15 protein-coding genes are annotated in these 13,287 nt (G+C 42.2%); 6 read left to right on the top strand and 9 right to left on the bottom strand.

The window, feature by feature from the left end; genetic code table 11:
* Positions 1–31: 31 nt before the first annotated feature.
* Positions 32–766: an MBL fold metallo-hydrolase gene (locus AS888_RS15645; RefSeq protein WP_061143084.1), complete on the bottom strand. Its 735-nt coding sequence runs from the start codon at positions 764–766 to the stop codon at positions 32–34.
* A gap of 169 nt (positions 767–935) precedes the next feature.
* On the opposite strand from AS888_RS15645, the gene yhfH reads away from it, so the two are divergent.
* The gene (gene yhfH / locus AS888_RS25160) at positions 936–1,064 is read left to right on the top strand and encodes a protein YhfH (protein ID WP_081092480.1); all 129 of its coding nucleotides are present in this window, start codon (positions 936–938) and stop codon (positions 1,062–1,064) included.
* Positions 1,065–1,206: 142 nt separating this feature from the next.
* Here yhfH and AS888_RS15650 read toward each other — a convergent pair whose 3' ends face one another.
* From AS888_RS15650 to hemE, 3 genes are all read right to left on the bottom strand, one after another.
* A complete protein-coding gene (locus AS888_RS15650; protein ID WP_061143085.1) occupies positions 1,207–1,782 on the bottom strand; it encodes a TetR/AcrR family transcriptional regulator in 576 nt (191 codons plus the stop codon).
* A gap of 187 nt (positions 1,783–1,969) precedes the next feature.
* Positions 1,970–2,905: a ferrochelatase gene (gene hemH / locus AS888_RS15655; RefSeq protein ID WP_061143086.1), complete on the bottom strand. Its 936-nt coding sequence runs from the start codon at positions 2,903–2,905 to the stop codon at positions 1,970–1,972.
* 56 nt (positions 2,906–2,961) lie between these two features.
* Positions 2,962–4,005, bottom strand: a complete 1,044-nt coding sequence (hemE, locus tag AS888_RS15660; RefSeq protein ID WP_061143087.1) for a uroporphyrinogen decarboxylase — start codon at positions 4,003–4,005, stop codon at positions 2,962–2,964.
* A gap of 297 nt (positions 4,006–4,302) precedes the next feature.
* On the opposite strand from hemE, the gene AS888_RS15665 reads away from it, so the two are divergent.
* Entirely contained in the window at positions 4,303–4,818 is a 516-nt protein-coding gene (locus AS888_RS15665) for an antibiotic biosynthesis monooxygenase family protein (RefSeq protein WP_061143088.1), read from the top strand.
* Between the two features lie 351 nt (positions 4,819–5,169).
* On the opposite strand, the gene AS888_RS15675 is transcribed toward AS888_RS15665, so the two are convergent.
* Positions 5,170–5,784, bottom strand: a complete 615-nt coding sequence (locus tag AS888_RS15675) for a phosphatase PAP2 family protein (protein ID WP_061143090.1) — start codon at positions 5,782–5,784, stop codon at positions 5,170–5,172.
* An 87-nt stretch (positions 5,785–5,871) separates the two neighbouring features.
* On the opposite strand from AS888_RS15675, the gene AS888_RS15680 reads away from it, so the two are divergent.
* Positions 5,872–7,083 carry a M20 family metallopeptidase gene (locus tag AS888_RS15680; RefSeq protein WP_061143091.1) on the top strand — a complete coding sequence of 404 codons (1,212 nt, stop codon included), beginning with the start codon at positions 5,872–5,874 and terminating at the stop codon, positions 7,081–7,083.
* Positions 7,084–7,112: 29 nt separating this feature from the next.
* On the opposite strand, the gene AS888_RS15685 is transcribed toward AS888_RS15680, so the two are convergent.
* The 3 genes from AS888_RS15685 to AS888_RS15695 all read right to left on the bottom strand — a co-directional run bounded on the left by AS888_RS15685 (position 7,113) and on the right by AS888_RS15695 (position 9,866).
* Positions 7,113–7,817 (bottom strand): EcsC family protein, encoded by a 705-nt coding sequence (locus AS888_RS15685; protein WP_061143092.1) that lies wholly within the window; start codon positions 7,815–7,817, stop codon positions 7,113–7,115.
* A 104-nt stretch (positions 7,818–7,921) separates the two neighbouring features.
* Positions 7,922–9,130 carry an ABC transporter permease gene (locus AS888_RS15690; RefSeq protein ID WP_061143093.1) on the bottom strand — a complete coding sequence of 403 codons (1,209 nt, stop codon included), beginning with the start codon at positions 9,128–9,130 and terminating at the stop codon, positions 7,922–7,924.
* Positions 9,123–9,866: an ABC transporter ATP-binding protein gene (locus AS888_RS15695; protein ID WP_061143164.1), complete on the bottom strand. Its 744-nt coding sequence runs from the start codon at positions 9,864–9,866 to the stop codon at positions 9,123–9,125. The genes AS888_RS15690 and AS888_RS15695 overlap by 8 nt, the downstream gene beginning before the upstream one ends.
* A gap of 654 nt (positions 9,867–10,520) precedes the next feature.
* On the opposite strand from AS888_RS15695, the gene AS888_RS15700 reads away from it, so the two are divergent.
* The 3 genes from AS888_RS15700 (at position 10,521) to AS888_RS15710 (ending at position 12,920) form a co-directional block, all read left to right on the top strand.
* Complete coding sequence (locus AS888_RS15700) at positions 10,521–10,943, top strand: HIT family protein (protein WP_061143094.1); 423 nt, start codon at positions 10,521–10,523, stop codon at positions 10,941–10,943.
* A 228-nt stretch (positions 10,944–11,171) separates the two neighbouring features.
* Positions 11,172–12,275 (top strand): 3-phosphoserine/phosphohydroxythreonine transaminase, encoded by a 1,104-nt coding sequence (serC, locus tag AS888_RS15705; protein ID WP_260320229.1) that lies wholly within the window; start codon positions 11,172–11,174, stop codon positions 12,273–12,275.
* Positions 12,276–12,401: 126 nt separating this feature from the next.
* Positions 12,402–12,920, top strand: coding sequence for a tryptophan transporter (locus tag AS888_RS15710; protein WP_061143096.1), 519 nt, complete (start codon positions 12,402–12,404; stop codon positions 12,918–12,920).
* Between the two features lie 92 nt (positions 12,921–13,012).
* Here the strand turns inward: AS888_RS15710 and AS888_RS27215 are convergent, their stop codons facing one another.
* Complete coding sequence (locus tag AS888_RS27215; protein ID WP_100533774.1) at positions 13,013–13,216, bottom strand: hypothetical protein; 204 nt, start codon at positions 13,214–13,216, stop codon at positions 13,013–13,015.
* Between the last annotated feature and the right edge of the window lie 71 nt (positions 13,217–13,287).

A 13,287-nucleotide genomic window follows, 5' to 3' on the forward strand; every position in this document is an offset into this window, starting at 1 on the left:
GTATGCTTCATTCGCATCATTAATTTTCCCATCATAGCTGGAATTCGAGATTGGTTTTCGCCACAGCTATTTCCCGTTTGAATACCTCTGATGCTTCTTTCTTCAATTGATTGATATCTCCGTAATGGGGGAGATGAGTTAACAGCAAAAGCTGCACGTCTGCCCTATCTGCTAGCATGCCCGCTTCCCTAGCCGTCATATGTCCCGCCTTTGAACCATCCATATCACTGTAAAAATTGCTTTCGCACAATAAAACATTTGCATCCTTTGCGAAGTCCGCCAGCTCATCCATATAAGAACTGTCACCTGTGTAAACGATCGAATGATTTTCAGCTTCTATCCTCATCGCAAAACAAGGGACTGGATGCTTCGTTTTCATGAATGTAAAGGTGCACGGTCCAATGGTCAAGGGTTCATCGGCAGAATAAGCAATTCCCTTTGTCACATCTTTATACGTTAACTTTCCAAATTCGGCTTCATCTAAATCATGGCCATAGATGGGAATGGCCCTTTTTTCGCTGCCCAAAATCTGCTGGATGAGTGCAGCGTGCTGCAGGACACCGACATCCGCTACATGATCCGGATGATAGTGGGATAAAACGACTGCACCGAGGTCTTCGGGCTTCATATGATTTTGGAGCTGTGATAGTACACCGCTGCCACAATCAAGCAAAATGCGAAAATCTTCATATTCAAGCAAATAGCCAGAGCTTGCCTCATTTTTAGCTGGATATCCGCCCCAGCAGCCAATTACGGTGATTTTCATGCATCGGCACTCCTTTTTATCTCTCAATGACTTCCCCATTAATATAAACTATTCCCGCCTTTATTTCACCTTTTTTACTTATGTTATAAAACATAATTGACAATTATAATCTGTTATAATACAATACAGATACAGAAAAAAACATAAAAAATTTCAGGAGATGATGTTCATGATTCAAAGTAGCGTCGAGTTCTTCAAAAACCTGCCTCCTAAACAATGTGTGGAATGCGGAAAAAAAATCGATGAACAGCACGAATGTTATGGAATGCACTGTGACCATTGCCTTTCTGGAGAGTAATCAGTAAGTGTTGCACCATCCGCTTCCCCAAGAGCAGGATGATCTCATAGTCGCACAGCTTGAAACACATCGCCATATAAAAAGAAGAGATGCCGTTGAACGAACGGCATCTCTTCTTTTTATATGATCTGGTTCACTGTAGTTAGAAAACGGATAAACCTTTGAATAAGTATATCTTGAATAGTTCAGCAATTTCTTCTTTCCCTAATGGATCATGATTCCTCTCCCAATCAAAGATAAGGGCGAGGTACATTTTCAGCATCAGGAAAGCTGTTATCTCTGGATCGCAAGGCTGGATATATTTCTTGTCGATCGCTATTTTTAGTTTTTCCTTAATGTAGGATACGATGGCCTCTTCCATTTCATTGACCATTTCCTGAACGGCCGGGGTACCAATCTCCCGCTCTTCTTGAAGGAGCTTTAAAGATAATTGATGCTCCTGCCTGAACTCGAGGATTCGATAGACGGCCCTGTGCAGATTTTCAAAAAAGGAAAATTGCTCGTCCAAAGATTGTTCAGCCTCATATTTCATTTCCTCGATCATCCGCTGAACGATTTCCTTAAACAGCTCTTCCTTATTTTTATAAAAAGTGTAAATGGTCCCTTTACCCACATTGGCAATTTTAGCGACTTGATCCATCGTCGTTGCCTTGTAGCCAAAAAGTGAAAAAGATTTGGTCGCAGCTTCCAAAATTAATTTTTTACGATCAACAGACATTTCCCACCCCGATTCTGACCAAACGGACAAAATAGTCAATAATATCTTACCAAAAATATTCAGTCTTTTCAATCATTTTTTCGTTATCTGCAGAAAAAGATGGCTGCCCAATATCTGGGCAGCCATCTTTTCCAAACCAAGTATTCAATTTAAGCCATTAAGCCCCGTTGTTAAATGAACAGACTAATCAATTTTCCTGCAGGCGGTTCAAGACGATTGTCGCCAACGCATCGATGAATTCCGGCTTTACATTAGGCATATCCGGACGATAGTATGCCGCACCGATATCATCCGTCACCACTTTACATTCATAATCATTATCATAAAGAACTTCAAGATGCTCAGCTACAAATCCAACCGGAATATATATGAAGGCTTCATAGCCTTTCGCTTGATGAAGGTTTCTCGTTAAATCCTGCACGTCTGGTCCTAACCATGGTTCTGGCGTTTGTCCCGCGCTTTGCCAGCCAACTGCATAATGGGAAACTCCTGCATCTTTTGCAATCATCTCAGCCGTTTCCTTCAGTTGATCTGGATAAGGATCACCCAGTTGCAATATCTTTTCTGGAAGGCTATGCGCCGACACGATCAAAGCATAATTATCGCGTTCTTTTGAAGTCATCCTTCCAATCACTGCTTTTACTTGGTCCACCCAATATTGAATGAATTTGGGCTCATCATACCAGCTCTCGACGGAAGTGATCGTCATATCACCGAATTTAGCGGCCTCGTCCTGTGCACGTCCATTATAAGACTTGACACTGAAGGTTGAAAAATGCGGAGCCAATACAATACTGACCGCTTCCTTGATGCCATCATCATGCATCTGTTTCACTGCATCTTCAACAAAGGGTTCAATATGTTTCAATCCTAAGTATGCTTTGAATTCGATTTCTTCTTGAATCGAATTCAATTGCTTTTCAAGCGCTTCAGCTTGCCCAGCCGTTATTTTTGCCAGTGGGGACAAACCGCCAATCGCCTCGTAACGCCCTCTCAAATCGGCAATCAATTCGTCGCTCGGCCTTCTTCCATGACGAATATGTGTATAATACCTTTCAATATCCTCTTCTGTGTATGGAGTCCCGTAAGCCATGACGAGGAGGCCCATTTTTTTTCTTGACATGAATTTACACCTCATTTAAAAATTTCGTATTTTCCACCCATTAAAGGTTTTTTCGGTTACTTCATTTTTGATGAATATTCATGAATGAAGGAAGTCAACCTCTTCAGTGTTTCCGGATTTACGGAAGGGAAAACCCCATGTCCTAGATTGAAGATGTAGCCGTCCTGTTCCATGCCCTGATCAAGGATCCGTTTCGTCCGCTCTTCAATGACATCCCATGATGATAATAGCAGGGCAGGATCAAGATTGCCTTGCACCGGCTTTTGGATACCCATCTGTCTTGCTTCAGCGATTGGAAGCCTCCAATCCAGTCCGACTACATCGATCGGCAGGTCATTCCATTCAAGTGCCAAGTGACTTGCACCGACACCGAACATGATTAGGGGCACATTCTCTTCACGCAATGAAGAAAAGATGCGATTCATGACCGGCTTGATGAATACACGATAATCTTCAACGTTCAATGCCCCGACCCATGAATCAAAAATTTGGATGGCCTTGACACCTGCTTTAATTTGGGACTTTACATAAACAATGATCATATCCGCTAATTTATCCATCAGTGCAAACCATGCCACAGGCTCGGAGTACATGAAGGCTTTTGTCCGATTGTAGTTTTTCGAAGGGCCCCCTTCGATCATATAGGAAGCGATCGTGAATGGTGCGCCAGAAAATCCGATCAAAGGCACGGACAACTGCTCCGTGGTCAATAATTTGATCGTGTCAAGTACGTAAGGAATGTCCGCTTCTGGGTTCAATTCCCCCAATTTCTCAACATCTTTGATTGATTGGATCGGGTTCGAGATGACTGGACCGATTCCCGACTTAATCTCTACATCCACACCGATGGCTGGTAGCGGTGTCATTATATCTTTATATAAAATGGCTGCATCCACGTCATATTGCTCTACGGGCAATCTAGTCACATAAGCACATAATTCGGGCTGATGGGTAATTTCAAAAAGGGAGTACTTCTCTTTCAATTTACGATATTCCGGCTGTGATCGGCCAGCCTGACGCATATACCAAACAGGCACATGATCCGTTTTTTCTCCTCTAGCAGCTTTTAGAAATGTATCATTCGTAATTTCCTTAGACATTAATATCCACCTTTCAAGCAATCACGTTTCTATTTTCATTCATTCCTTAAATAGAATATCAGAAGGATGTTGAATTTCAAATTGAATCACCTTCAACTATAGCTTTTTCTATAATGGAAGTATAGCCAACCTATATATTTGTCAGAAATTCGACTTTTTTGTCTAGTTGCAAAAACGAATTTCCACCTAGTCTGGATAATGGACTTGAAAATATTCAGTAAAATGCAAATGGTAAAAGCGCTATTCATTGGGTAAAATGGGTATACAGGTACTATATAGGAATTGGAGGGGAAATAAATGAATGTATACATCACGTCCGGCACTTACGAATTTATGAAAAATAAGAAAGAGAAGCATCCGGATGAAAAGATATTACTGATGCAAAATTTTGAATCTACCGTCCTTTTACATGAAACTACAGGTAAAACGCTCTTTAGCTCCCCACGAAAGTATGAAGTCGTCGATGGGAAGGGAAATCTTCAGGATCGTGGTTATGTAGTCATGAACAATATCCCGGTCAGTGAAGAAGGACAGCCTGTATTTGAACATCAGTTTAAAAACAGGGCAGGGCTCATAGAAAATGAACCAGGTTTCGTCGCTCTGCGCATCCTGCGGCCGCTAAATTCCGAAACGTATGTCATTTTGACGATTTGGGAGAAACAGGCTGATTTTACGAACTGGAAGAAGTCCGCTTCCTTCCAGAAAGCGCATGACAGCGGGGTTAAACCTGCCGTTACGAACTCCAGTCAGAAGCTGTTTACTGGTGATGCCTATGTAACACAATATACATTGGTACAAGATTCGGAAGAATAGTTCCTTTCGATGCAGAATGAGGCCCGTTCTATTAAGAACGGGCCTCATTCTGCATGACTTGAAGAAATTCAAAGATCATCTGCAGTTTTTCTGGTTCTAGAATTGCCCGTTTCTTTCCACTTCGAACACTCGCTTATCAAGTGGCGGTCTGCCCTCGGAGCTTTTTCCGCTGGATTTCCTAGGATTTCATTTAAAAAGCAGGAGTCTTGCACTCCGTTCCAATCATGTTGGTTATGATTTTCTAAAGTCTTCATCGTTTTAGGTGAATGTATCATCCATCCGACAAATTCCTTGTTTATTTCCAGGGAAATGCAACGGATGTTTACAAATATTTCAGTTTGTGATCCATTTTTAAATGAATCTCCCCAGCAGCTTATATAAGTTACACCAGATTAGGGTGAATGCGATACCCAATGAATACCCAGCCAATATATCTGTTGGAAAATGGACATTCATGGCAATCCGACTGAGTCCTATCAAAAGGATGAGGAAAAAGAAGCCGATTCCCACCACCCATTTCAATGAGTTTCGCTTAACTTCTATTATGATGAAATAAGCCAAGAGACTGAAGAATATCAGCCCAACCATGGCATGGCCGCTTGGAAAACTGAATCCGGATGCATCCACAAGCTGATCGTCAGGCCGTTCTCTTTTGACTTGATTTTTTATCCTCCTATTTATTATATCGGCTCCCCCCATTCCGATCGAGAATAGGGCCATCTTTAAGTAATCCTTCTTAACGATCCATAAATAGAGAACAACCAGTATGCTTCCAAAACCAATGACCATGGACTTCCCAAGATAGGTGATGTACCTTAAAAACGAGAACGACAATGTATGTTCAGCAACGGCAAAGTCCAAGTATGTATCAAGCGCCAAGGTCCGCTCACCCAGAACCTCATGCACTAGCAAAAAGAATAGCAATAAGCACAGCAAAACTATTGCAATCCATGAGTGTTTAATCATACAAAACTCTCCTCAGCGACTATTTTACTCTGATTATTCAGAATATGATATACTATTCAACATTAAACCAAGCATGGGAGGTACAATATGATACACCAATTACACGCCCTTCTGGAAGGTTCTTACGATGAAATGGTTTCCATCAGAAGGTATCTTCATCAGCATCCCGAGCTTTCGTTTCATGAAACAAAAACTGCCGGCTTCATCGCTAACTATTATGAAAAACTGGGAATCGAGCACAAAACCAATATAGGCGGAAATGGGATCATCGCAACGATCACTGGCAGCAAACCCGGTAAAACGGTGGCATTGCGTGCTGATTTCGATGCCTTACCCATTCAAGATGAAAAAGAGGTTTCCTACAAATCCACCGTACCAGGCGTCATGCATGCCTGTGGACACGATGGCCATACTGCGGCACTCCTTGTCCTAGCTAAAAACCTGAATGAGCTGAAGGATGAGCTCGAAGGCCGCTATGTATTCATCCACCAGCATGCTGAAGAATATGCTCCAGGTGGCGCCAAGCCAATGATCGAGGCTGGCTGCCTTGATGGGGTGGATGTCATTTTCGGTACCCACTTATGGGCTACGGTGCCGACTGGAACTGTTCAATACACCTACGGACCGCTTATGGCTGCTGCTGACCGTTTTGAAATCCTCATTCAAGGACAAGGCGGACATGGAGCACAGCCACATAAAACCCGTGATGCAATCGTCGCCGGCTCCCAGCTAGTCACGAACTTGCAGCAAATCGTAAGCCGCCGCCTTAATCCGATAGATTCTGCAGTCATCACCATCGGTTCCTTTGTAGCTGATAATGCCTTTAATGTCATTGCTGATAAAGCCAGAATAATCGGGACAGTCCGGACCTTCAAGGAGGACGTCCGTTCATTTATCAGCGAAGAGATAGAGCGGGTTGTTAAAGGAACCTGCATGGCTGCGGACTGTACCTACGATTATCAGTACTTCCAAGGGTATCCGGCTGTTATCCCGCATGACGAGGAAACGAAATTCCTTATCGAGAGCACCAAGGCCATCAAGGAAGTATCGGTTACGGAACAAATTGATCCGGATATGACAGGAGAAGATTTTTCTTATTATTTACAAAAGGTGAAGGGAACATTCTTTTTTACAGGTGCCAGGCCAAATGATGCACAAACGTACCCCCATCATCATCCCTTATTTGATATGGATGAAAAGGCCATGCTCATTGCTGCAAAAATTTTAGGCACGGCAGCGGTAACTTATCATACTAAGGATCAATCAGCACTCAATGCGAACGAATCTTTATTACGGTAAGGGAAAAGGGACGGGTTACTCCCGTCCCTTCAATCTTTAAGCAGCCTGATTCGATAACAATTGACAGCCGTCTCCCCGAGCTGCTCCAGTAAATGATGGTTAGCATATGCACCGACAGCGGCGCCCAATCCCGGCACGAGCTGGAACATCTTGATGACATCGATATGATCGCGATATTCCTGCTGAAGCTCTTGCCAATTAATTTCAGGTACATCACCCAACCCCCATTCTTCTATCACATGTAATATCTCCAACCGTTTCTGCTCGCTTGAGAATGCCATCTGGAAAATATGGAGGATAAACAAACGTTCCTCATATTTATTGGGATCGAAACCATATAAACGGGATATTTCAAATAGTAACTTCATCTTGATGCTTAACAGTAAAGGGAAATCAGCCAGACCTATCAAGAGCCCTGCCGCACCTGTTCCCACACCCTCTATAATCGCCGTTTTGCGATGTGCCGCGACCGTTTCCGTAATCCATTCTTCTTTTTGCTGTAAGGAAAGGAGCATTACATTCTTCTCTTTGGACATATATTTAGATCCTGATAATACTGCCTCGATCATGCTCTTAATGCTATCTGCAATCATTTTGTGCACACGGTCCGGAATGAAACCATTCACTTTCGTTTGCGCCTTTTTTGACATGCGTTCGAACTTGCCTGATTTCTTGGTCATCTTCTTTTTCCATGTAACTAGCTCCGCTAAGGCCCTTTGTTCATACTCATTCATTTAAGCACCCCCGTTATGTATGTATATACTTTTCTCAAGGTTTTTAGTGTTCATTTCCTTTTCTTATACGAAAAAGCTGATTTTATGAAAAATCAGCTCCCCGTTCAAAAGTTTTTAATTTTCCTTGTTGCGTAAATTTTAAAGCCGACCAAGAAAACAAGACCTAGCACCAAAGCGGCCAAAGCAGACATCCATTCCCCATTCACAAGCAGGACGATACTAAAGACAAGGTCCTCAAATAATAAGAAATATGAAATGATCTTAATGACTGCAGACTCTCTCATTTTTGCCGGCAATGGATACAGCGAAACCCACACTTTCCATTCATGAATCTTCCAGACCGGCAGCAGCTGCAGGGCTGTCATGAATAGGAACAAAAAAACGACGATCAAGTGGGCCCAGATATTCATGAATACGCTTAAGATGACCGATCCTATGATGGTTAAACGCAAACAAAGCCCCACGTAATCATTGGACCGCAGCAGGGTGCGGGCATATAGAAAGGTATAAGTGGACTTTTCACCATATGGAATGAATGATAAGAGCCAGTCCATCCATTTCCTTCTTGCCACCTTCCCTTTTAGATGGGGAACATCCGTAAACATGTTTGCTATTCGATAAAACGAATTCATCCGTTTATTTTCCAGTTCAACAAGACGCTCCCACTTCAAGACAAAATCTTTGGCTGCGCTTCGGTAATACATGTAGAGCCCGATCAATATGAGCATCGTAATGAGCGCAAAAAGGATATTTGCCCCTGAACAGACGAAATAGAGCATCACTCCATTAAGTATAAAGCGGATAAGTGAGTCCCAATGGCTGACTGAAGGATCCTGATATTTCAATACGTTCCAGCGAATGATTAAATTAACAAACTTCAAAATCAGCAAAACAGCGAGAATGATTCCAAAATCCCTGCCGCCGGCATCGGTGACCTTCGTATACATCGGTATGAATGCAATTAGGACAACAAGCAGGATAAAGCCTTGCATAACCCAACTCAAGCGCAGCGAATTGTTAAAATAACTTTTCAGCTTCGTTTCAAGCGGTAGCAAAAATACGGTATCGGGTTCTTTCAAAAAGGTATTTATCGGACTTCTTGTGACAAGGATCGAAAAAACAACGGCCATGATCCATTCGGCCGGGAAGTCACCGTCCAGCGTCTTCACCCAATCACTGTAATAATAAGCCAGACCACCTAAAACCAATACCATCACAAAAACCAGATGTCCGTTAAAAATATAACGAAGGTATTTTTGCGTTTCATTTATATAGCCCAGATATCTTTCCTTCCAGAGATTTTGACTATTCATGTCCGATTTCTTCTTTCGTCAATTGAATGTACAAATCGTCTAGCGTCGCTCCCGGCATCGCAAATTGCTCGCGAAGCTGCTCAAGGTTGCCCTTTGCACGGATTTCTCCATTATGCAGGATGATGAAGGAATCACAATACCGCTCCGCAGTTGCCAATATGTGGGTGGACATTAATATCCCCGCTCCGCTTTCCTTCATTTTCCTCATTAAATCAAGCAATGATTGGATGCCCAATGGATCCAGGCCCACGAATGGTTCATCCACGATATATAAGGAGGGCTGCACCAAAAAAGCGCACATGATCATGACTTTTTGTTTCATCCCTTTGGAGAAGTGGGCCGGAAACCATTTAAGTCTTTTCTCCATACGGAACTCCTTAAGCAAGGCATCCATTCTTTCTTTGTATGTCGCTTCCGCCAAACCATGCGCCATGGCCGTCAGCTTTAAATGCTCCTCAAGTGTCAGCTCATCATATAAGATGGGCGTTTCAGGAACATATGTGAATTGTTTTCGATATGTATCAGGGTCCTGCGCAAGCGTTTTACCGTGTATCGATACACTCCCGCCCTTTGGCTCCATCAGTCCGATGATATGCTTGATCGTCGTACTTTTCCCAGCGCCATTGAGCCCGATCAACCCCACCAGCTCATTGGGTTGAATGTCAAAACTTATCCCTTTCAAAACGGGCGTTTTCGTGTATCCGCCTACTAATTGCTTTATTTCCAATAAGGACATATTAACGATCCTTTCTATTATAGAGGTTCTTATTTCCATTTTAACAAATTCTCCTGCATTTATATAGTCGAGTGTTCCCTGAAGAAAATTACCAAAAATAACTAATTATATTTTTCCTGCTTAGTGGCTATCATAAATAAGGAAGAAGGGGTTAGTCATTACGTGTGATTCACATCATAATGTAAATGAGGTGTCAGTTAAAGACGTATTACACTGAAATGCCCAAATGTTTTATTACAAATGATTCATATCATCTTGTAAATGAGGTGTCAGTTAAAGACGTATAACTGAATTAAACCAGAAGCTTCATAAAAAATCGTTTCGAGCAAGGAGATGGTTCTCTTGCACGTAAAAGCAGAAAAATCATTCAATGATTATCAATTATGCTTTATAAGTTGATGAAACTTTAAAGATATAGGAGATGGTTGCTTTGAATGGAAAAACTCTAACCAGATAACCGTATTTTACTTTATTGTAGATGAGGTGTTTGTCGCAGAGAATTTATGCTAATGCGAATTTTGAAGCAAAACCCCCTTTTTCTAGGACAGGGTGCAACTCAATGTTGCATCCTGTTTTTATGATTTTTTCTTTTCGCAACGATTGATGCTATGGTACGATTAACCAAATACACTAACTACCAAAGGAGCGGTTTTGATGAGCGATTGCATTTTTTGCAAAATAATCGATGGGGAAATTCCGAGCACCAAAGTATTTGAAAATGAACATGTATTGGCCTTTCTCGATATCAGTCAAGTAACGAAAGGGCACACGCTGGTAATTCCTAAAGTACATAAGGAAAATCTTTATGAATTGACACCGGAAATTGCGAAGAATTTATTTGAAGTCGTACCGGAGATCTCCCGAGCGATGAAACAGGAATTCAACCCCGTTGGCCTTAACCTCTTGAATAATAACGGCGAAGCGGCAGGACAATCCGTTTTCCATTTTCATATGCATCTAATTCCGCGACATGGAGAAGGTGATGGCTTTGGGGCAGTCTGGAAAACGAATGCCAGCGCTTATTCGCCTGATGACCTGAAGCAGATTGCCGATTCCATTGCCCAGCATATTGAATGAAGGGATAACCTCTGTTCGGAAGGCATCCAGAGATCGTGTTGCAGTGAATAAAATGAATATCGATCGGGTCCACACTTAAAAGGTGCTGGGCCGTTTTTCTTTTGTGATTCATTTCAGCGGAATCATCACTTAAAATTCTAAAAATTCCTCCAATTGAATTTCAATTTCTGTTAGGATAGATAAATAGATGTAATGACTTTAACACACTATCGTATAGGAGGAAAAAAATTGAAACGTGCACGCAATTTTAACGCTGGGCCGGCTGCCCTGCCCTTGGAAGTTTTACAAAGAGCCCAAAACGAATGGTTGAATATCGAGGATTCCGGCATGTCCGTCATGGAATTAAGCCACCGGAGTGCAGAGTTCGAAAAAATCCATAACCGTGCCATCCAATCATTAAAAGAGCTTATGGACATTCCTGAAAATTATGAGGTCCTTCTGCTGCAAGGCGGGGCAAGTCTTCAATTCTCCATGATACCGATGAACCTCTTGCCTGAGGGAAAAAGGGCTGATTATGTCCTCACTGGCTCTTGGTCGGAAAAAGCATTAAAAGAAGCCAAAAAAGTTGGAGAAACGGCAGTGGTAGCTTCATCAAAAGCAGATAAGTATACATTCATCCCTAAAGTGGAAGATATCGAATTGAATGAGGATTCTGCTTATCTTCATATTACAAGCAATAATACGATCTATGGAACTCAATGGAAGGAATTCCCTGAAACAGGTAACGTTCCTTTAGTGGCGGATATGTCCAGTGATATACTCAGCAAAAAAATCGATGTAAGTAAATTCGGCCTCATCTATGCAGGAGCACAAAAAAATCTTGGCCCATCAGGAATCACGTTAGTCATCATCCGTAAAGATTTAATAAAGGATATGGACAGCATTCCATCCATGTTGAACTATTCCATTCATGCAAAAAATAATTCTTTATACAATACGCCACCGACATTGGCCATTTATTTATTGTCGCTTGTATTGGATTGGGCAAAAGAACAAGGCGGAGTCGAGAAGATCGCTGAAAACAACGAGGCAAAAGCAAAAGTCATTTACGATGCCATCGACGGAAGCGATGGTTTTTATAAAGGCCATGCCAAACCTGACAGCCGCTCTTTCATGAACATAACATTCACACTTCCATCTGAAGAAGCTGAGGCACAATTTCTAAAAGAACTGAAGCTGGCCGGTTTCGTCGGATTGAATGGTCACCGTTCCATCGGTGGCTGCAGGGCTTCCATTTATAATGCCGTGCCCCTATCCCATTGCCAGGAACTTGCGGCTTTCATGAAAAAATTCCAGCAAGCACATCACGCGAAGGAAGCTCATACTCTTTAATTGTGTACAAATATTACTTCTAAAAAAATAGGTCTTATGGTATACTATCTTATACTTCTTGCAACAAGCAACAGTGCATTGTTGAAGAAAAGATGTTAGTCGAGATGAGAATAGGAGAGATGAGTAATGAAAACGAAAACCCTTGTATCACTGTCCCTATTAATTGGGATCGGGGCTGCCCTGCATTTTATCGTTCCAGGCTTCTTCCTTGGAATGAAACCGGATATGATGCTGTTGATGATGTTTTTGGCGATTACCCTGTTTCCTGAGAAAAAGAATGTATTCATTGTTGCCTTGGCTGCTGGAGCCATCTCTGCCATGACAACCACATTTCCTGGAGGACAGATTCCAAATATCATAGATAAATTGGCAACAGCCTTTCTGTTTTACCTTTTATTCATCAGTCTTAAGAAGTTTTCAACATCCGTTGTGACGGTAAGTGTCTTGACTGCCGTAGGAACAATCATTTCCGGCGCTGTCTTCCTTGGATCGGCATATTATCTCGTATCCCTTCCAGGTCCTTTCGTTGCCCTTTTCGGAGCTGTTGTGCTTCCTGCCGTACTGCTAAATACAGTAGCGATGGTCATCATTTATCCAATCGTGAACGGCATCGTCAAAAAATCGAATGTAACCATTAATGCTTAAACCAGCTAAATCATCATACTTAAAAAGCACCGGAGCAGAGTCCGGTGCTTTTTTTTCCACACTATGGATCTGGAATAAGCCGCCCTCTGCAATCAATGAATGAACAGCCACATCAACCAAATGAAAAGCAGCAAGCCCCCGGGCAAGGCAAAAGCGTAGGCTCTAGCCTGGAGCACCCTCTTAGGCGGATAGATTCCTGGAGTCTTTGCTTTTCTTAGGAAATACCCCATCCCGCACAGGCATACCAGGCCTAACAAAAAAATGATTTTCATTAATAACCCACCAGTGCCATCCATATTCCGACAGCTTGTTTTTACTATCTATATGCTCCTCTTTCCTTTATATGAAGCGTTTTCTATAAAACTCC

This window comes from Peribacillus simplex, from assembly GCF_001542915.1.
Classification (GTDB): Bacteria; Bacillota; Bacilli; order Bacillales; family DSM-1321; genus Peribacillus; species Peribacillus simplex_B.

Coding starts and splice junctions, on each gene's coding strand:
- AS888_RS15700 (WP_061143094.1), top strand. CDS start 10,521: ATGAGCGATTGCATTTTTTGCAAAATAATCGATGGGGAAATTCCGAGC.
- hemE (WP_061143087.1), bottom strand. CDS start 4,005: ATGTCTAAGGAAATTACGAATGATACATTTCTAAAAGCTGCTAGAGGA.
- AS888_RS15645 (WP_061143084.1), bottom strand. CDS start 766: ATGAAAATCACCGTAATTGGCTGCTGGGGCGGATATCCAGCTAAAAAT.
- AS888_RS15650 (WP_061143085.1), bottom strand. CDS start 1,782: ATGTCTGTTGATCGTAAAAAATTAATTTTGGAAGCTGCGACCAAATCT.
- AS888_RS15695 (WP_061143164.1), bottom strand. CDS start 9,866: ATGTCCTTATTGGAAATAAAGCAATTAGTAGGCGGATACACGAAAACG.
- AS888_RS27215 (WP_100533774.1), bottom strand. CDS start 13,216: ATGGATGGCACTGGTGGGTTATTAATGAAAATCATTTTTTTGTTAGGC.
- AS888_RS15685 (WP_061143092.1), bottom strand. CDS start 7,817: ATGAATGAGTATGAACAAAGGGCCTTAGCGGAGCTAGTTACATGGAAA.
- AS888_RS15665 (WP_061143088.1), top strand. CDS start 4,303: ATGAATGTATACATCACGTCCGGCACTTACGAATTTATGAAAAATAAG.
- AS888_RS15680 (WP_061143091.1), top strand. CDS start 5,872: ATGATACACCAATTACACGCCCTTCTGGAAGGTTCTTACGATGAAATG.
- AS888_RS15690 (WP_061143093.1), bottom strand. CDS start 9,130: ATGAATAGTCAAAATCTCTGGAAGGAAAGATATCTGGGCTATATAAAT.
- yhfH (WP_081092480.1), top strand. CDS start 936: ATGATTCAAAGTAGCGTCGAGTTCTTCAAAAACCTGCCTCCTAAACAA.
- AS888_RS15675 (WP_061143090.1), bottom strand. CDS start 5,784: ATGATTAAACACTCATGGATTGCAATAGTTTTGCTGTGCTTATTGCTA.
- hemH (WP_061143086.1), bottom strand. CDS start 2,905: ATGTCAAGAAAAAAAATGGGCCTCCTCGTCATGGCTTACGGGACTCCA.
- AS888_RS15710 (WP_061143096.1), top strand. CDS start 12,402: ATGAAAACGAAAACCCTTGTATCACTGTCCCTATTAATTGGGATCGGG.